The sequence below is a fragment of the Cryobacterium zongtaii genome (assembly GCF_002909375.1).
Classification (GTDB): Bacteria; Actinomycetota; Actinomycetes; order Actinomycetales; family Microbacteriaceae; genus Cryobacterium; species Cryobacterium zongtaii.
The window spans coordinates 57,681-75,413 of record NZ_PPXD01000007.1 but is presented as its reverse complement, the minus strand read 5'-3'; the positions used below and the strand labels follow the sequence as shown (position 1 = coordinate 75,413).

The 17,733-nt window shown below is 67.5% G+C and carries 15 protein-coding genes; 7 read left to right on the top strand and 8 right to left on the bottom strand.

From position 1 onward, the window contains the following. Positions 1-64: 64 nt before the first annotated feature. Complete coding sequence (locus C3B61_RS05105; RefSeq protein WP_207795522.1) at positions 65-2,143, bottom strand: DNA gyrase/topoisomerase IV subunit B; 2,079 nt, start codon at positions 2,141-2,143, stop codon at positions 65-67. Between the two features lie 201 nt (positions 2,144-2,344). Here C3B61_RS05105 and C3B61_RS05100 point away from each other — a divergent pair, with 201 nt between their 5' ends. Then, positions 2,345-2,581 (top strand): DUF7455 domain-containing protein, encoded by a 237-nt coding sequence (locus C3B61_RS05100; protein ID WP_066595309.1) that lies wholly within the window; start codon positions 2,345-2,347, stop codon positions 2,579-2,581. A gap of 51 nt (positions 2,582-2,632) precedes the next feature. Here the strand turns inward: C3B61_RS05100 and C3B61_RS05095 are convergent, their stop codons facing one another. The 5 genes from C3B61_RS05095 to C3B61_RS05075 all read right to left on the bottom strand — a co-directional run bounded on the left by C3B61_RS05095 (position 2,633) and on the right by C3B61_RS05075 (position 8,563). Next, positions 2,633-3,370 (bottom strand): type 1 glutamine amidotransferase, encoded by a 738-nt coding sequence (locus C3B61_RS05095; protein ID WP_103459775.1) that lies wholly within the window; start codon positions 3,368-3,370, stop codon positions 2,633-2,635. After that, positions 3,367-4,641, bottom strand: a complete 1,275-nt coding sequence (locus C3B61_RS05090; protein WP_103459774.1) for a MurT ligase domain-containing protein — start codon at positions 4,639-4,641, stop codon at positions 3,367-3,369. The genes C3B61_RS05095 and C3B61_RS05090 overlap by 4 nt, the downstream gene beginning before the upstream one ends. A 4-nt stretch (positions 4,642-4,645) precedes the next feature. Continuing rightward, positions 4,646-5,986 carry an RNA polymerase sigma factor gene (locus C3B61_RS05085; RefSeq protein WP_103459773.1) on the bottom strand — a complete coding sequence of 447 codons (1,341 nt, stop codon included), beginning with the start codon at positions 5,984-5,986 and terminating at the stop codon, positions 4,646-4,648. A gap of 253 nt (positions 5,987-6,239) precedes the next feature. Further along, positions 6,240-7,574: an MFS transporter gene (locus C3B61_RS05080; protein ID WP_103459772.1), complete on the bottom strand. Its 1,335-nt coding sequence runs from the start codon at positions 7,572-7,574 to the stop codon at positions 6,240-6,242. 65 nt (positions 7,575-7,639) lie between these two features. Further along, complete coding sequence (locus C3B61_RS05075) at positions 7,640-8,563, bottom strand: proteasome assembly chaperone family protein (protein WP_103431800.1); 924 nt, start codon at positions 8,561-8,563, stop codon at positions 7,640-7,642. Between the two features lie 95 nt (positions 8,564-8,658). Between C3B61_RS05075 and C3B61_RS05070 the strand changes: the two genes are divergently transcribed. The 3 genes from C3B61_RS05070 (at position 8,659) to C3B61_RS05060 (ending at position 13,137) form a co-directional block, all read left to right on the top strand. Further along, positions 8,659-10,146 carry a leucyl aminopeptidase gene (locus C3B61_RS05070; protein WP_103459771.1) on the top strand — a complete coding sequence of 496 codons (1,488 nt, stop codon included), beginning with the start codon at positions 8,659-8,661 and terminating at the stop codon, positions 10,144-10,146. 107 nt (positions 10,147-10,253) lie between these two features. Then, entirely contained in the window at positions 10,254-11,627 is a 1,374-nt protein-coding gene (gene lpdA / locus C3B61_RS05065; RefSeq protein ID WP_103459770.1) for a dihydrolipoyl dehydrogenase, read from the top strand. A gap of 67 nt (positions 11,628-11,694) precedes the next feature. Continuing rightward, positions 11,695-13,137, top strand: a complete 1,443-nt coding sequence (locus C3B61_RS05060) for a 2-oxo acid dehydrogenase subunit E2 (RefSeq protein ID WP_103459769.1) — start codon at positions 11,695-11,697, stop codon at positions 13,135-13,137. A 22-nt stretch (positions 13,138-13,159) separates the two neighbouring features. On the opposite strand, the gene C3B61_RS05055 is transcribed toward C3B61_RS05060, so the two are convergent. Continuing rightward, on the bottom strand, positions 13,160-14,722 hold the full coding sequence (locus tag C3B61_RS05055) for a serine/threonine-protein kinase (RefSeq protein ID WP_103459768.1): 1,563 nt from the start codon (positions 14,720-14,722) through the stop codon (positions 13,160-13,162). Positions 14,723-14,827: 105 nt separating this feature from the next. On the opposite strand from C3B61_RS05055, the gene lipB reads away from it, so the two are divergent. Genes lipB through C3B61_RS05040 form a run of 3 tightly spaced genes read left to right on the top strand, consistent with a single transcriptional unit; the run spans position 14,828 to position 17,205 of the window. Beyond that, positions 14,828-15,463, top strand: coding sequence for a lipoyl(octanoyl) transferase LipB (gene lipB, locus C3B61_RS05050; RefSeq protein ID WP_103459767.1), 636 nt, complete (start codon positions 14,828-14,830; stop codon positions 15,461-15,463). Beyond that, positions 15,460-16,446 carry a lipoyl synthase gene (gene lipA, locus C3B61_RS05045; RefSeq protein ID WP_103459766.1) on the top strand — a complete coding sequence of 329 codons (987 nt, stop codon included), beginning with the start codon at positions 15,460-15,462 and terminating at the stop codon, positions 16,444-16,446. The genes lipB and lipA overlap by 4 nt, the downstream gene beginning before the upstream one ends. Before the next feature lie 48 nt (positions 16,447-16,494). Then, positions 16,495-17,205 (top strand): DUF4191 domain-containing protein, encoded by a 711-nt coding sequence (locus tag C3B61_RS05040; RefSeq protein ID WP_088456159.1) that lies wholly within the window; start codon positions 16,495-16,497, stop codon positions 17,203-17,205. Between the two features lie 68 nt (positions 17,206-17,273). On the opposite strand, the gene C3B61_RS05035 is transcribed toward C3B61_RS05040, so the two are convergent. After that, on the bottom strand, positions 17,274-17,717 hold the full coding sequence (locus tag C3B61_RS05035; protein WP_241990253.1) for an RDD family protein: 444 nt from the start codon (positions 17,715-17,717) through the stop codon (positions 17,274-17,276). Between the last annotated feature and the right edge of the window lie 16 nt (positions 17,718-17,733).

Here is a 17,733-nt window from a genome sequence, read left to right as displayed (position 1 = left end):
CGACGCGACCAGTCTCACTCCCGCAACTGTTGCCCATTCGGACTTCGGGAACAGTCGGGCCCGGTCAGACGTCGATGCGGTCGCGGCTGAGCTTGTCGGAGCTTTCGATGATGAACTCCTTGCGCGGGGCGACGTCGTTGCCCATCAGCAGTTCGAACACCTTTCCGGCCATTTCGGCGTCGGCGACCCTGACCCGGCGCAGAGTGCGGTGGGCCCGTTCCATCGTGGTGGTGGCCAACTGGTCGGCATCCATTTCGCCCAGTCCCTTGTACCGCTGGATGGGGTCCTGAAAGCGTTTGCCGCTCTTCTTGAGCGCGGCGAGGACACCCTGCAGCTCTGCTTCGGAATAGGTGTAGATGGTCTCGTTGGGTTTGCTGCCCGGGTTCATCACGACGACCCTGTGCAACGGGGGCACCGCCGCGAAGATCCGGCCGGCTTCGATCATCGGGCGCATGTACCTGAAGAACAGGGTGAGCAGCAGCGTGCGGATATGCGCACCGTCGACGTCGGCATCCGCCATGATGATGACCTTGCCGTAGCGGGCGGCGGACAGGTCGAAGCTGCGGCCGGACCCGGCGCCGATGACCTGGATGATCGAGGCGCACTCCAGGTTGGAGAGCATGTCGGAGACCGACGCCTTCTGCACATTGAGGATCTTGCCCCTGATTGGCAGCAGCGCCTGATGTTCGCTGTCTCTGGCCAACTTCGCGGTGCCGAGCGCCGAGTCACCCTCGACGATGAACAGCTCACTCAGGGCCACATCGTTACTGCGGCAGTCCACCAGCTTCGCCGGCAACGACGAGCTTTCCAGGGCGTTCTTGCGCCGCTGGGTCTCCTTGTGGGCGCGGGCGGAGATGCGGGATTTCATCTCGGCCACGATTTTGTCGAGCACCACTGCCGATTGGGTCTTGTCGTCGCGCTTGGTCGAGGTGAACCGTTCGGTCATGGTCTTGTTGATCACCGCGGCCACGATGGCGCGCACCGCGGGGGTGCCGAGCACCTCCTTGGTCTGGCCCTCGAACTGCGGCTCGGGCAGCCGTACGGTGAGCACCGCGGTGAGCCCGGCGAGGATGTCGTCCTTCTCGAGCTTGTCGGAGCCGACCTTGAGCCGCCGGGCGTTCTGCTCGACCTGCGCCCGCAGGAATTTGAGCATGCCCGCGTCGAAACCCGCCTGGTGGGTGCCGCCCTTGGGCGTGGCGATGATGTTGACGAAGCTCTTGATGACGGTGTCGTAACCCGTGCCCCAACGCAGGGCAATGTCGACCTGGCACTCCCGGACGAGCTCAGTGGGGATCATCGCGCCCGTGTCGGTGAGGACCGGCACGGTTTCGGTGAAGCTCCCGGCGCCGGTCAGCCGCCAGGTGTCGGTGATCGGCGTGTCGACGGCGAGGTGGTCCACGAACTCGGAGATGCCGCCGGCGAAGGTGAAGGACTCCGCGATGGGCACGGCGCTCCGCCGGTCGTCGATGTCGATGGTCAGGCCCGGGATCAGGAACGCCGTCTGGCGGGCCCGGCCCATCAGGTCCTCGGTCTGGAAGGTGGCGCCCTTGGTGAAGATCTGCCGGTCGGCCCAGTAGCGGATGCGGGTGCCGGTGACACCCTTGCGAACCTTGCCGACGACGCGCAGTTCGCTCTTGTTCTCGAACGGCGTGAACGGCGCATCCGGGCTCTTCTCACCGGTGTCGGCGAAGACACCGGGCTCGCCGCGGTGAAAAGACATCGCCCAGGTCTTGCCGTCGCGGTCAACCTCGACGTCGAGGCGCTCGGACAGGGCGTTCACGACCGATGCGCCGACACCGTGCAGGCCGCCGGACGCCGCGTAGGAGCCGCTGCCGAACTTGCCGCCGGCGTGCAGCTTGGTGAAGACGACCTCAACCCCGGAGAGTCCGGTCTTCGGTTCGATGTCGACCGGGATTCCGCGCGCCGTGTCGCTGACCTCGACGCTTTCATCGGGATGCAGCACGATGCCGATCGATGACCCGTGCCCGCTGAGCGCCTCGTCGACCGAGTTGTCGATGATTTCCCAGAGGCAGTGCATGAGACCACGGGAGTCGGTCGATCCGATGTACATGCCGGGGCGTTTGCGCACCGCGTCCAGGCCTTCGAGGACCGAGAGGTGGCGGGCGGAATAGTCAGAACTCACAACTGTTAAGAATAGCGACCCGGATGCGTGCAGCCTCGTTCGACACTCGAGCGGGGCTCCCCCGAGCCGGGTCCACCGCGCGGAAGGCTACGCGGTGAGCGAAATGTCACCCAACTGTGGCCCAATCCACGCCCGGCCGTGTTTACATGGTGAGTAAGGATTCAATTGGTATCACCTGGTATCAGTCTGGAGGAGGAGAATATGTCCCAGATCGCCACCGAAAATGGTGCCGTCGACCAACAGGGCGCCCCCCACCAGCTCACCGCGGCCGACCGCTGCGACGCTTGTGGCGCTCAGGCCTACATCCGTGTAGTCGTGAATAACAGCGAGTTGCTCTTCTGCGCCCACCACGGACGCAAGCACCAGGAGAAGCTCGCCGCAATCGCCGAAAGCTGGCACGACGAGTCGAGCCGACTCTTCGAGGACCAGAAGTCCTAATCACCGGTCGGCGCCGCAGGCAACTGCGGCGCCGATGGCGCTTGACCGGAGTTACTCCGAGGTGAGGCTAAGCCGCACTGCAACCTGGTTGCGTGCGGCTTTTGCTATGCCGTCGACCGATTCGGTCTGAGCGGTCGGGGTTAGGGTGAGGCCTCTGGCAGCGGCGGCAGTTCCGAGCATCCGGTCGGCGAGCTGCGGATTGCGGGCCAGGACCGGGCCGTGCAGGTGAGTGCCGATGAAGCTGCCGTCGACGGCGCCCTCCGTGCCGTCGCCGTTGCCGGTGCCGTAGTCCACCGTGCCCAGCGGGGCCGCGGCTCCGGCGTACCCGCGCAGATGGTTTTCGAAGCCGAGCAGGCGCAGACCGTCGGCGTCGACGACGAGGTCGTCCGTGACGCGGGCCGGCAGGGCGCCCGCGCGCCCCGGCACCAGGCCGAGACCGTCGACCGACGAGCCGTCCGCCAGGTTGAGTCCGGCGCTGAGCAGCTCCCAGCCGGTACCGACGGCCAGCACGGGCACTCCCCCGGTCAGCCAGGCACGCAGTGGCTCTGCCAGGGTACTGAGGGCGTCGCGAGCGGCGACGAGGTCGGTGTCGGTTCCCGATCCGATGACGACGAGGTCGACGGTCGCGGGAAGGTCGGCGACGGCGTGCACGGGCACTATCCGGGCCGACAGTCCGGCCCAGCGGGCGCGCTGCGCGAGAACCCGCGCGTTCGCGGCGTCGCCGTTGGTGTCCAGAAGCCGCGGGAGCAGGCTCACGATGGTGAGATCGGCCGGGTGGTCAACTGTCATGACGGGTCCGCTTCGTTGGTTTCCAGGCCGAGGTGCGCCCGGGTGCGCCGCATCGAATCGGCCGAGAAGATGATCGTCTTGACACCGTGGGCGGGTTCCGGTGACGCCAGGAAGTCGTCGAGGGCCCGGCCGAGGTCGGGTTCGATGCGGTCGACGAGCACGCCGTCATAGGCCAATTGCAGGCCGATGTCGTAGGCCTTCGACCCCGAGGCGATAAGAACGTGGCCGAGGGCGGAGGTGTCGGCCGGCCAGAGGTAGGACGGGTCGCGCACGTCGGAGCCGACGGCGACGAGGATCTGTTCGGTGTCGGGGTCCAGGCTGTCCACGTTGAGCTGCAGGCTGGCGGGGTTCTGCACCAGCACGAATTCCACAGTGGTGCCGCGCACCGATACGATCTCGCCGCGGCCGAACACCGGGGGGATGCTGGAAATCGCGGCGACCGCAACAGCGGCATCGAACCTGTCGAGCAGGGCCGACCGGGCGGCGGCAAGGGCCGTGAGCGCGTCCACCGCGTAGTGGGTGCCTCTGGCCGGCAACCGCAGCGTGTGCACCCGTCCGTCGACCAGCACCGTCGCGTCGAGTCCGGAGACCGCGGTCAGAACCATGCCGTCGGCGGCGTCAAGCCGGGTCGGTGAGGTGAGGGTATAGCCCAAACCCCGCGGGTTCGCCGCAAGCACCTCGTCAGCCACGCCGTAGCGGGCCACGGCGACGCCGGGGGCAATACCATCGCCCAACCGGGACAGGTGGAGGTCGTCGGCGTTCAGCACCACGGAACCGGTCGCCCGTGCGGCGATCTTGGCCAGCATCGCGGCGACCATGTCGGAGTCGTGGAAACGGTCGATCTGATCGACCATCACGTTGGTCAGCACGACGACGCGGGGGTTCAGGGAGCCCGATATCAGGGCGCCGTGGCCCTCGTCCATTTCGAGGACCGCGATGTCGCCCTCAATGCGGCCGGTCAGGCTGACCCGTTCCAACAGTGCCGAGGTGAGACCCTGGCTGATGTTCGCCGTCGACTGGTTGGTGAAGACAGAGAGGCCGTGGGCGCGCAGCGCCGCAACAAGCATCTTGGTGGTCGTGGACTTGCCGGCCGAGCCCGTCACGATGACGAGCCCGCCCGGAAAACCGTTCAGGGTGCGCGGGAGGAACCCGGGCGCGATGGTGTTGACGACCAGGCCGGGGACGGCAGAGCCGCCACCGGGCTTGCGCCAGCGCGCGAGGGTGCGCGCGACTCTGCCGAGCAGGATCGCCGGCGCGTACCGTACAGCCAACTCTTTACTCGAGGTAGTCGCGCAGCGACTGCGACCGGGACGGGTGGCGCAGCTTGGCCATGGTCTTGGACTCGATCTGACGAATCCGCTCACGCGTGACGCCGAAGGTGTCGCCGATCTGGTCGAGGGTCTTCGGCATGCCGTCCCCCAAGCCGAAGCGCATCCGGATGACGCCGGCTTCGCGTTCGGAGAGGGAGTCGAGCAGGCTTTCCAGCTGCTTCTGCAGCATCGTGAAGCCCACGGCATCGGCGGGAACCACCGCTTCGGTGTCCTCGATCAGGTCGCCGAATTCGCTGTCGCCGTCCTCGCCGAGCGGGGTGTGCAGGGAGATCGGCTCGCGGCCGTACTTCTGCACCTCGACGACCTTTTCCGGGGTCATGTCGAGCTCGCGGCTCAGTTCCTCCGGCGTGGGTTCGCGACCGAGGTCCTGCAGCATCTGGCGCTGCACACGGGCGAGCTTGTTGATGACCTCGACCATGTGCACCGGGATACGGATGGTGCGGGCCTGGTCGGCCATGGCGCGCGTGATGGCCTGGCGGATCCACCAGGTCGCATAGGTGGAGAACTTGAAGCCCTTGGTGTAGTCGAACTTCTCGACCGCACGGATGAGGCCCAGGTTACCCTCCTGGATCAGGTCCAGGAACTGCATTCCACGACCGGTGTACCGCTTGGCCAGGGAGACGACCAGACGCAGGTTGGCGCCGAGCAGGTGGCTCTTCGCGCGGGCGCCGTCCTTGGCGACCCACTGCAATTCGCGTCCGAGCGCGCTCTTCTTCTCGGCGTCGGTCATCTGGGAGAGCTTGTCTTCGGCGAACAGGCCCGCCTCGATGCGCATGGCCAGTTCGACTTCTTCGGCGGCGTTGAGCAGCGCGACCTTGCCGATCTGCTTCAGGTAGTCCTTGACCGGGTCCGCCGTCGCGCCGGTGATGGCGCTCGAGTAGACCGGTACCTCATCCTCATCGTCGACGAGGGACAGCACGAGCGCACCGCTGGGCAGCGGCTCGGCAGGGGCGACGCGCTTGGCGGCGCCGTCGGTGGTGTCGTCATCATCGGTGTCGTGCTCGTCACCGGGAGCGACGGCCTCGTCGTCGCCGGCTTCGGCATCGCCGGCCTTCTTCTTCCCCGCTGGCGCCTTGGTCTTCGTGCTCGCGGCGCGCTTGCGTGGTGCGGCCTTCTCCGGGGCGTCGGCACCGGCCGCGGCGGCGGCGGCCTTGGCGGCGGCCGTGGCTGCGCGCGTCGCAGCGGCCTTCTGTGCGGGCGTCTTGGCCGCGGTGACGGTTGCGTCGTCGGCCGGCTGGGTCTCGGTGGTCTTCAATTCGGGCTCTGTCTTCGTTGGGGTTGCCATTCGAACACCTCTCATGCCGTGATTCGTGCGCGTGCGGCGCGACCTCGCTCGTTGCGGTACTCGGCGCGGGCCGGGTTCATCTGAGAGCGGGGTTATGGGCAGTACGTTTGTGGGCCGTACGTTTTTGGGCAGTACTAGGACCCATGTCAAGTCCCCGGGATTGCAGCCGACAACTGATCGGCGCGTCCAGGAACCAGAACGGGTCCTATTGACAATTATTGCACGGATTGTGTATAAACCGAGCCACGCTCTCTCACTCTCCGCGCCCGCGGCGTCTCATCCTTCTAGAGAGTTCAACCCAGAGCGGCGCCACTTCTATTCCCTCATCGCGGGACAGCAGTCGCCTGGTGCGTTTCCGGGTCCTCACGAGCATGACCACACCGATGCCGACGATCAGGAACTGCACGGTGAACGCGAAACGGAACGAGTCCAGCGAGTAGAGATCGCTGACGCCACCCTGGGCCTGACGCCACCCGTCCTGCAGGTCCAACAGCACCCCGATCAGGAACATCATCACGAAACTGGCCAGGAACCCGCCGACGTTCACGACGCCGTTGGCGGAGCCGAGGCTGCGTTGCGGATTGAACGTGCGTGCGAAGTCGAAGCCGATCAGCGAGCCGGGGCCGCCGCCGCCCAGCACGATCAACAGGAGGACGATGAGCCAGAACGGCGGCGCTACCGGCCACAGCAGGACGACCGCCCAGGTCGCTGCCATGACGGACACGATGCCCAGCACTATATTGCTGCGACGCAGCGGATGCCGGGCCGTCAGCACGCCGAGAATCGGTCCGCAGATCATCCCGGCGGCGACCGGGATGGTGAGCATCGCGGCGGCCATGCTCGACTCGTAGCCGAGACCGTAGACCATGAACGGGAAGCCCCACAGGAGGGTGAAGACCGTCCCGGAGGACTGGGTGACGAAATGGGACCAGAAGCCGAGTTGGGTTCCCGGTCGGCCGAGACTGTGCCGCAATTGGGTCAGGGCGCTCCCCCAGCTCTGCGGTCGCGGTTGGTCCGGCGACCCGGCCGGCCGGTCGCGGACGCCCACGACGACGACCACAAAGGCAACGAACGCGACCAGGGTGGCGCCCAGGAACGCCGGCGTCCAACCGAACTCGTGCAGGACCCAGGCCAGCGGCACTGCGGAGAGCACCTGGCCGAGCTGGCCGATGTTGCCGAACCATTGCGACAGTTGGGGCACGATACGCCCGGAGAACCAGGAGGTGATCAGCCTGATCACCGAGATGAAGATTGCGGCGTCGCCGGCCCCCACCAGCATCCGCCCCGCCACCGCGAGAGTGATCGACGGGGCGAAAGCAAGCGTCAGCTGCCCCGCCACCATCAGGACGGTACCGGCGAGCATGAGGACGCGGGGGCCGAACCTGTCGATCAGCACGCCGACCGGGATCTGCGCGGCGGCGTAGACGATCAGCTGCACCACGGCCAGGCTGGACAGGACGGCGGCCGAGCCGCCGAATCGTTCGGTTGCCGACACTCCCGCGATGCCGAGCGAGGTGCGCTGCATGACGGCGGACAGGTAGACGAACGATCCGAAGGAAAAGATCAACCAGGATCGACGAGAGTTCACTCGCCTCAATCTAGCCGGGCGAGCCGGTCCTCCCGACCATCGCCGCCCGCCGGGTGGGCATCGGGTCAGGGCTGCTGGCCGTCGTCCCGCCCACGCCGGGTCGCGAGGAATTTCTCCAGCTCCGCCGCGATTTCATCCGCGGACGGCAGCGCGCCGTCCTCGTCCGTCAACGGCGACCGCAGAGTGTTGCCCTCCATGTAGGCGTCGTAGCGCTCTTCGAGGGTGCCGACGAGCTTGGCGAGTTCGGGGTTCTCCCCCACCTGCTCGTCGATCCGGCCGATGAACTCGCGGTTCTTTTCCCGCAGCCGATCGGTGGGGAAGATCAGCCCGGTGGACGCGCTCGTGCTCTCCAGGGCAGAGAGGGCGGCGGACGGGTATTCGGTGTCGGCAAGGTAGTGCGGGATCAGCAGGACGTATCCGATGGTCCAGGCACCGATTTCCTGCAACCTGAATTCCACCAGGTGCAGCGCGTTGGCCGGCACCTGGGTGTGCGGACGCCACACCGACATGCTCTCGATCAGGTCGGTGCGATTGCCGCTGACCGTCACACCGATGGGTCGAGTGTGCGGGACCGGCATCGGGATGGCGTGCACCCACGTGGTGGAGGACACCGTGAAGCGGCTCACGAGATCGAGCACCGCGGCCGTGAACTGCTCCCACCGAAAGTCAGGTTCGAAGCCGGCCAGGAGCAGGAACGGCTGGCCGATCTCATCCCGGGCCAGGTAGAGCCGGAGCCGGGGTGGCTGGTAGTCGGTCAGGTGATCCTGATCGAAGTAGATGATCGGTCGCCGCGCCCGGTAGTCGAGCAGCAGGTCCGCGTCGAACTCGGCGATGACCTCGTGCTCGAGGGTCGCGAGCAGGTATTCGGTGAATTGGGAGACCGCGCCGCCGGCGTCCGCGAATCCGGTCAGGCCCGCGACGAGATGCAACCCTTCTGGAACGCCTGCGGCGTCCGAAGTGAGCGTATAGATTTCATCAGGATCGCGCATCCATTAACTCTAAGCGGACGATTCGCCCGCTGTCGGAGAATCGCTCCTCACACCGTGGTGCCCAGAGCGAACACTCCGCCCCGTAGCATCGAGGCATGACCGTTTCCCGCGTTTCCGTGTCCGCACAGCCCTCCATCGAATCCACAGCCGACGTCATCGTCATCGGTGCCGTGCAGGGAAAGGACGGGCCTACCCTGTTCGCCGACCCGGGCTTCGAGGAGATCGCCGCGCAATTCGCCGCCGTCGCCGTGTCCGGAACGGAGGACCAGTTGATTCGTCTCGCGCCAGTCGTCGGGGCCGCGAAGACCATCGCCGTGATCGGGCTCGGCTCCGTTGTCACACCGGAGTCGCTGCGTTACGCGGCCGGCTCAGCGGTGCGCCAGCTCACCGGCGCCGCCACGGTGGCGTTCGCCCTCCCGCTGGCCGACGCTGACCAGGCCGCAGCCGTTCTGGAGGGTGCAGCGCTCGGCGGGTACTCCTTCACGACCTATCGCAAGGCGTCTTTGGCCGCCACCAAGCTTCCGGCCACCGACATCACCGTGCACACGGATCAGGCCGATGAGGACGCATCCGACCGTGCCGGGATCGTGGCCGATGCCGTGAGCCTGGTGAAGGACCTCGTGAACATGCCGCCGCTCGACCTCTATCCCGAATCGCTCGCAAACCTCGCCGCTGCGGCCGCTGAGGGCCTCCCCGTGACGTTGACGGTGTGGGACGAAGACCAGCTCGTCGCCGACGGCTTCGGCGGTATCGCCGGAGTGGGCCAGGGGTCGACCCGGCCTCCGCGACTGGTCAAGGTCAGTTACGACCCGATCGAGGCGACCCAGCACCTCGCGCTGGTGGGTAAGGGGATCACCTTCGACACCGGCGGACTGTCCTTGAAGCCGCCGGCATCCATGGTGGGCATGAAGTACGACATGACCGGCGCCGCCACCGTGCTGGCCGTGACGCTGGCCGCGGCCCGCCTGCGCCTGCCCGTGCGGCTCACGGCGTGGCTGTGTATCGCCGAGAACATGCCGTCCGGGTCCGCGATCCGCCCCAACGACGTGCTGACCATGCGCGGCGGCCGCACCGTCGAAGTGCTCAACACCGACGCTGAAGGCCGGCTGGTCCTCGCGGACGGACTCGTCGCCGCGGGTGAAGAGAGCCCCGACGCGATCATCGACGTCGCAACCCTGACCGGCGCCGCCATCGTGGCCCTCGGCACCCGCTACTCCGCGGTGCTGGGCAACGACGACCTCGTGGCCCAGGTTCTCGCCGCGAGCAAGGCCGAGGGTGAACTCGCCTGGCCGATGCCGATGCCCGAAGAACTGCGCGCCCTGCTCAACTCCGACGTCGCAGACATCGCGAACGCCAAGATCGGCAACACCGGCGGCGGGATGCTCCTGGCCGCGGTCTTCCTGAACGAGTTCATCGGCAGCACAGGCGAGGGCGCCGAGACCACCACCATTCCGTGGGCGCACCTGGACATCGCCGGCAGCGCCCAGCTTGTCGGCGGCGGGCTCGGCTTCACAGCCCCCGGTCCGACCGGTGTGACGGTGCGGACCCTGTTGCGACTGGCCGAGGAGTTTTCGCGCAAGTAGTAAGGTCTTATAGGCAGGAAAATCCTTGCCGTTCAACGCCTACCCACGCGCAATACGTGCGTCGGGCGGGCCGTGAAAGTGTATGTGATGCACGAGGGAGTATCTGGGTGTCTGAACAGAATTTTGACCTTGTAGTTCTCGGTGGCGGCAGCGGCGGCTACGCGGCCGCCTTGCGTGCCGTTCAGCTGGGCCTGACCGTCGGCCTGATTGAGAAGGACAAGCTCGGTGGCACCTGCCTGCACGTCGGTTGTATCCCGACCAAGGCACTGCTGCACTCGGCCGAGGTTGCCGACGTGAGCCGCGAGTCGGCCAAGTACGGGGTGAACACCTCCTTCGAGGGCATCGACATCGACGCCGTGACCAAGTTCCGCGAGGGCATCGTCGCCAGCAAGTTCCGTGGCCTGCAGGGACTGATCAAGGCCCGCGGCATCACCGTCATCGCCGGCGAGGGCAAGCTCATCTCCCCCACGACCGTTCAGGTCGGCGAGGACACCATCGTCGGCAAGAACGTTGTGCTGGCCACCGGCTCGTACTCCCGGTCGCTGCCCGGCCTGGCCATCGAAGGTCGCGTCATCACCAGCGAGCAGGCCCTCGAGCTCAACTACGTTCCCAAGAAGGTCGCCGTGCTCGGCGGCGGCGTGATCGGCGTCGAGTTCGCCAGCGTCTGGAAGTCCTTCGGCGCCGACGTCACGATCATCGAGGCCCTTCCGCACCTCGCTCCCAACGAAGAGGAGTCGGTGTCGAAGCAGCTCGAGCGGGCGTTCCGCAAGCGCGGCATCGAATTCTCCCTCGGCGTGCGTTTCCAGTCGGTCACGCAGGATGACTCCGGCGTCGTCGTCACGCTGGAGAACGGCACCACGATCGAGGCCGAGCTGCTGCTCGTCGCCGTCGGTCGCGGCCCGTCCACCGCTGGTCTCGGCTTCGAAGAGGCCGGCATCACCATGGACCGCGGCTTCGTCATCACCGACGAACGCCTCGCCACCAACATCCCCGGCGTCTACGCGGTCGGCGACATCGTCCCCGGCCTGCAGCTCGCGCACCGCGGTTTCCAGCAGGGCATCTTCGTCGCCGAAGAGATCGCGGGCCTGTCCCCGATCGTCGTCGACGACCTGAACATCCCCAAGGTCACCTACTGCGACCCCGAGATCGCATCGGTCGGTTACACCGAGGCCAAGGCCGTCGCCAAGTTCGGCGCCGACAAGGTCACCAGCTACGAGTACAGCCTCGGCGGCAACGGCAAGAGCTCGATCCTGGGCACCACCGGGTCGATCAAGGTCGTCCGTGAGGCTGATGGCCCCATCATCGGCATCCACATGATCGGCGCCCGCGTGGGCGAGCTGATCGGCGAAGGTCAGCTCATCGTCAACTGGGAGGCCTACCCTGAGGACCTCGCGCCGCTGCTGCACGCGCACCCCACCCAGAACGAAGCACTCGGCGAGGCCTTCCTGGCCCTGGCCGGCAAGCCTTTGCACGCGATGTAGCCCGTTTCGGCACACAGATTCTCACTAACATTGGTCAGACATTAATGGTTTCAAAGGAGACAAACGCATGAGCGAATCCGTCAACCTCCCGGCACTCGGTGAGAGTGTCACAGAGGGTACGGTCACCCGCTGGCTCAAGAACGTGGGAGACCGCGTCGAAGTCGACGAACCGCTGCTCGAAGTATCGACCGACAAGGTCGACACGGAGATCCCATCCCCCGTTGCCGGCATCATCGAAGCCATCCTTGTCCAGGAGGACGAGACCGTCGAGGTCGGCACCCCGCTGGTGACCATCGGCGACGGCTCTGCGGCGGCCGAAGCTCCGGTCGCTGAGACGCCCGCCGCTGAGGCGCCCGTCGCCGAGGTTCCCTCGACAGAGGCACCGGCGCCCGCCGAGGCGCCTGCCGCCGTTGCACCGCCGGCCCCGGCCGCCGTGGAGCCGCCGCCCGCCGCACCCGCACCGGTCGCTGCTGCACCCGCAGCCCCGGCACCCGTGGCAGCAGCACCCGCCCCCGCACCGGCGGCCCCGGCACCGGTAGCAGCAGCACCCGCCGCCGCCCCGGCAGCCCCGGCAGCCCCGGCAGCACCCGCTGCCGAGCCGACCCGTGGCGCCCACGCCGGCACCAGCGGTTACGTCACGCCCATCGTCCGCAAGCTCGCGAACGAGGCCGGCGTCGACCTGTCCACCATCACCGGCACCGGTGTCGGCGGACGCATCCGCAAGCAGGACATCGTCTCCGCCTCCGCCACGGCTACGCCCGCGACTCCGGCCGCCGCCGAGGTCGAGGTGTCTCCGCTGCGCGGAACCACCGTGCCGATGTCCCGCCTGCGCAAGGTCGTCGCCGAGCGCGCTGTAGCGTCGATGCAGCAGACGGCCCAGCTCACCACTGTCGTGGAGGTTGACGTCACCCGTGTCGCCATGCTCCGCGACAAGGTCAAGGTCTCCTTCCACGAGAAGACCGGCAACAAGCTGTCCTTCCTGCCGTTCTTCGCCCTGGCCGCGGCCGAGGCGCTGAAGGCGAACCCGATCATCAACGCGACCGTCGACGGCACGTCGATCGTGTACCCGGGCCAGGAGAACATGAGCATCGCCGTGGACACCGAACGCGGGCTGCTGACTCCCGTCATCCGCGACGCCGGAGACCTCGATCTGGCCGGTTTCGCCGCCCAGATCGCTGACCTGGCTGCCCGCACCCGCGACAACAAGCTCAAGCCCGACGAGCTGTCCGGTGGCACGTTCACCCTCACCAACACGGGTTCGCGCGGCGCTTTGTTCGATACCCCGGTGGTCTTCCTGCCGCAGAGCGCCATTCTCGGCACCGGCGTTGTCTACAAGAAGCCCGTCGTCGTGACCGACAAGGGTCTGGACTCCATTGCGATTCGTTCGACGGTGTTCCTCGCGCTGTCCTACGACCACCGCATCATCGATGGAGCGGACGCCTCGCGCTTCCTCACCACCATGAAGGCACGTCTGGAAGCCGGCGCATTCGAGGCCAACCTCGGAATCTAGTGTCACAGACCCGCCAGACGGGTCAGTAGTCGAAGAGTTCGCGTAACCGCCAGCCGGCCTCGCCCTTGATCACCAGGGCTGAGGCCGGTTGTGTGTTCGCGGGACCGCCGGCCGCCGGCGTCAGAACTATCAGCGCGGCGTTGCCACGGCGCTCCTGCACGGTGGCCGTGAAACCCGCAGCAGTGCGGTCGGCGCTCGGTTCCATCTGAAGTGCCTGATACGAGTCGGCGGCCATGGCCACGGAACCGGCCTGGTCGGCACTTTCCAGACACAGCACCGACGCCTCCGCCAAACACCCCTCGCGCAGCTCGAGCAGGACCAGGGTCGCCGCCGCCGGATCGTCAGACACGAGAGTCGCTGCAGATCCGTCGGCGCCTGCCGGCCCGTCGCCTCCCGGCCCCGCGGTCGCGTCGGCACCCGGTGGCGAGGACCGCGTCGCGGGCGCCGACAGGTCGCCGGCGTCCCCGGCGACCACCGGGGACTCGGCCGGGGACTCGGCTGGGGACAGCGCGGCAAGGCCTCCGGCGGCCAGCACCACCGCGAGGCAGACACCGACGATGACCGGCCGTGCTCGACTCCGGTTCCGCAGCAGCGCCTGCAGCCACCGAGCGCCCGCCCGCGACCGAGCATTCACGATTCGCAGCCCTGACCGGCATCCGGCCAGCCCACGCCGCACCTCCCGCTCCAACCGCCCTGTCGGCTTCGCCGCGCTTCCACGCTCTGCACCCGCCAGTCGCCCGCGGGCTCGGATGGCCGGCTCACGCGCCCCGGCCGGGCGGGCCGGTCTGGTCAGTCGGCTCGACGGTGCGGCCAGGCCGTGGGTATCCTCCGGTCCCTCGGGATCTGCCGGCACGGTGCCCGGTACCGCACCCCGGACGGCTGTCGCTGCCGCCCAGTCGAACAGAACGGATTCCACGCCGGACAAATCCGGCGGGACGGGTCGCGCCGTGGCCGCGGCTTCGAACTCGGCCACGACCGACTCCGCCGTCGCCGCCTCCGGAGCCTGAGGGTCCAGGTGGTCACAGATGGATCTCACACAGCCCGCCAGGCGCACGAGGTCGTCCCGCCGCCGCGCGACACCGGCTCCCCCGGCGGGCAGATCCTCCAGCGCGCCCAGCCCGAGAAGCACCGGTCGGCCACGGCCGTCGAACCGTACGCAGGCAGGTCCGATCATGGAGTGGCTGAATCCGGCGTCGTGCAGCGCCTGCAGTGCTGCCGTGATCGTCGCGGCAATGGTCACGACCTCACCGGCACCGAGGGTGCCCCGCTCGGCCAGCAGCCGGTCCAACGACGAACCGGTCAGGCGGTCCAGCACGAGGCAGAGCCGGCCGTCGGGAGCCGTCGCCACGTCCCGCAACGGCGCGAGCATCGCCGGCGGCACTGTGAGCGTGGCTCGCACCTGCCGGTCGAGCGCCGGCCTGTCAGCATCCGGCCCGAACACCTTCAGTGCCATATTCAGGGCCTGGCCCTGCTCTCCGGGCGCCCGGCCGAGGTAGATGATCGAACGGCTCCCCGTGCCGATCCGGCGTATCAGCCGGAACCCGGCCAGGGTCTCCTCTCGGGCGGGAATCTGCCTGTGCTCCATCACTCCACCGTGCCGTTCGGACCGGCGGCCCCCTCCCCTCGGTGGGAATCTGGCGGAAACTCGAGCGGTGCTCAGGCTGGGGAGGAGACCCCCTAGACTTGCCGCATGCTCGACTTTGTCGTCGCGGGGCTAAGCGCCAACTCCGTGCCGTATTTCGAGGGCCTTGAGCTCCAGCGCGCCGTCCATCGCACGGTGGTGTCCGGTCAACGACCGAACACCGTCCTGCTCCTCGAACACCCCGCCGTGTACACGGCCGGCAAACGCACCCAGCCGGAGGACCGTCCCACCGACGGCACGCCGGTCGTGGACGTCGACCGCGGCGGCCGGATCACCTGGCACGGGCCCGGTCAGCTGATCGGCTACCCGATCCTGCGCCTGCCCGAACCTCTCGACGTGGTCGGATACGTGCGTCTGCTCGAGGACATCCTCATCGACGCGCTGGCCGATTTCGGGATCGACGGCAGACGGGTTCCCGGACGCAGCGGTGTCTGGGTCGGGCCCGCCGGGGCCGAGGACAAGATCGCCGCCATCGGCATCCGGGTCGCCGACGGTGTGACCATGCACGGGTTCGCCCTCAACTGCAACAACTCGCTCGAACCGTACGACCGTATTGTCGCCTGCGGCATCGTCGATGCGGGCGTCACCACCATGTCTCAGGTACTCGGCCGAGACGTCAGCACCGAGGACGTCGTCGACTCCATCACAACCCATTTCCGCAGCCGGCTGGCGGTGTCGGCATGACCGCCGCGCCCGACGGACGCCGGATGCTGCGACTGGAAATACGCAACGCCGAGACGCCCATCGAGCGGAAGCCCGACTGGATCAAGACTCGCGCCAGGATGGGCCCCGAATACCGCCACCTGCAGGATCTGGTGAAGAGCGAGAACCTGCACACGGTGTGCCAGGAGGCCGCCTGCCCGAACATCTACGAGTGCTGGGAAGACCGCGAGGCCACCTTCCTGATCGGCGGCTCCCAGTGCACCAGGCGCTGCGACTTCTGTCAGATCGACACGGGCAAGCCCGCAGACTACGACACCGACGAGCCGCGCCGGGTCGCCGAGTCGGTGGTGGCGATGAACCTGCGTTACGCGACGGTGACCGGGGTCGCCCGCGACGACCTGCCCGATGAGGGCGCCTGGCTCTACGCCGAGACGATCCGGCAGATCCACCTCCAAAGCCCGGGGACCGGGGTCGAGATCCTCGTCCCCGATTTCACGGGCAACCCGATCCACCTGGCCGAGGTGTTCTCTGCCAGCCCTGAGGTCTTCGCGCACAACGTCGAGACGGTCCCGCGGATCTTCAAACGCATTCGTCCCGCCTTCCGTTATGACAGGTCCCTCGACGTGCTCAGCCAGGGGCGGGCCGCGGGACTGATCACCAAGTCGAACCTGATTCTCGGCATGGGCGAGGAACGCGCCGAGGTGTCCCAAGCGCTGCAGGACCTGCACGATGCCGGGACCGACATCATCACCATCACGCAGTACCTGCGGCCGAGCCCCCGGCATCTGCCGGTGGCCAGGTGGGTGCGACCGGAGGAGTTCGTTGACCTCAAGGCCGAAGCGGAGCAGATCGGTTTTCTCGGCGTCCTCGCCGGACCGTTGGTGCGTTCCTCCTACCGGGCCGGTCGGCTCTGGGCACAGTCGATGACGGCCACCGGACGCCAGGTGCCCGCCCACCTGCAGCACCTCGCCGACGCGACCGCGGCCTTCAGCCAGGCCGTTTGACCCTAAATCCGTTCCGCGGATATCGACCGACTGGGTAGTCTTAGAACCATGGCACGAAGCAAGGACAAGAGTCCCCGCACCCCCAAAGAACCTGGCCGCTTGAAGCAAATGTGGCAGGTCTTCCAGATGACCCGGCGCTACGACTCGAACATCGTTCTGTTCATGATCCTGGGTTTCCTGATCCCTGTTGTTGTCGGCTTGGCCCTTGCGCTGTTGCTGACCCCCGACAACGGTTTCACCATCGCCCTCTGGATCGTCGCCGGCGTGCTCGCCGGCGTCCTGGCGATGCTGATCATCCTGGGTCGGCGTGCAGAGAAGGCCGCGTACTCGCAGATCGAGGGCCAGCCCGGCGCCGTCGGCGCCGTTCTGCGCAGTTCGTTGAAGCGCGGCTGGGTGGGGAGCGAAATGCCCGTCGCCGTCAACGGTAAGACCCAGGACGCCATCTATCGCGCCGTCGGCCGCGGTGGAGTTGTGCTCATCAGCGAGGGACCGCGCACCCGCACCGCCCGCATGTTGGACGAGGAAAAGCGTTCGGTGGCCAAGGTCGGCGGCAACGTCGCGGTCACCGTCATCACCGTGGGCCCAGACGCCGACGCCGTTCCGCTGCACAAGCTCGCCCGGCGGCTGACCAAGATCAAGCCGACCCTGACCAAGGCCGAAGTGCTGGCGGTCAACAACCGCCTCAACTCCATGACCAAGAAACTGCCGATTCCCAAGGGTGTCGACCCCACCAAGGCCCGTCCGCAGCGCGGCAACTAGCCACACGCATCCACCAGAACAACGAAGGGCACGGGGTCAACCCCGTGCCCTTCTCTGCGTGCCGGAGACTAGCGCCTGATCAGGACGGTGCCGGCGATCTTGTCGTGGAAGCCCCGCTGGTCCGAGTCCCAGACCAGGGCGGGAACGGCCAGACCCAGCAGCACCGACCGGACGATCGGGCGCCACAGGCCCGCACGGCCTCCGGTGAGGGCGATCACTCGCAGGCCGAGCAGGCGGTGGCCGACGCTCCCCCCGAAAACGGCGAGTTGCAGGGCTTGGAGGCCCACGAAGACCATCAGGACCACGAAGCCGTCATAGTTGAGCCAGGTGTACCCCCAGATCAGGCAGGTCAGGGCCACGGCGACGGCCCAGTCGATGGCCAGCGCCGCGATGCGCCTGCCGACCCGCCCCACGGAATGCGGTCCGGTCCGAGGCAGGCCGAGTCGCTCCCCTGGCCAGGTGCTGGGCGGTAACTGCCCGAAGGTGGTGGGTCTTGACGGCGTCGAATTCACCCGATCAGTGTACCGA

Excerpts from the sequence above, each read along its gene's own strand:
- C3B61_RS05100 (WP_066595309.1), top strand. The coding sequence starts at position 2,345 with ATGTCCCAGATCGCCACCGAAAATGGTGCCGTCGACCAACAGGGCGCC.
- C3B61_RS05095 (WP_103459775.1), bottom strand. The coding sequence starts at position 3,370 with ATGACAGTTGACCACCCGGCCGATCTCACCATCGTGAGCCTGCTCCCG.
- C3B61_RS05085 (WP_103459773.1), bottom strand. The coding sequence starts at position 5,986 with ATGGCAACCCCAACGAAGACAGAGCCCGAATTGAAGACCACCGAGACC.
- C3B61_RS05075 (WP_103431800.1), bottom strand. The coding sequence starts at position 8,563 with ATGCGCGATCCTGATGAAATCTATACGCTCACTTCGGACGCCGCAGGC.
- C3B61_RS05070 (WP_103459771.1), top strand. The coding sequence starts at position 8,659 with ATGACCGTTTCCCGCGTTTCCGTGTCCGCACAGCCCTCCATCGAATCC.
- C3B61_RS05060 (WP_103459769.1), top strand. The coding sequence starts at position 11,695 with ATGAGCGAATCCGTCAACCTCCCGGCACTCGGTGAGAGTGTCACAGAG.
- C3B61_RS05055 (WP_103459768.1), bottom strand. The coding sequence starts at position 14,722 with ATGGAGCACAGGCAGATTCCCGCCCGAGAGGAGACCCTGGCCGGGTTC.
- lipB (WP_103459767.1), top strand. The coding sequence starts at position 14,828 with ATGCTCGACTTTGTCGTCGCGGGGCTAAGCGCCAACTCCGTGCCGTAT.
- lipA (WP_103459766.1), top strand. The coding sequence starts at position 15,460 with ATGACCGCCGCGCCCGACGGACGCCGGATGCTGCGACTGGAAATACGC.
- C3B61_RS05040 (WP_088456159.1), top strand. The coding sequence starts at position 16,495 with ATGGCACGAAGCAAGGACAAGAGTCCCCGCACCCCCAAAGAACCTGGC.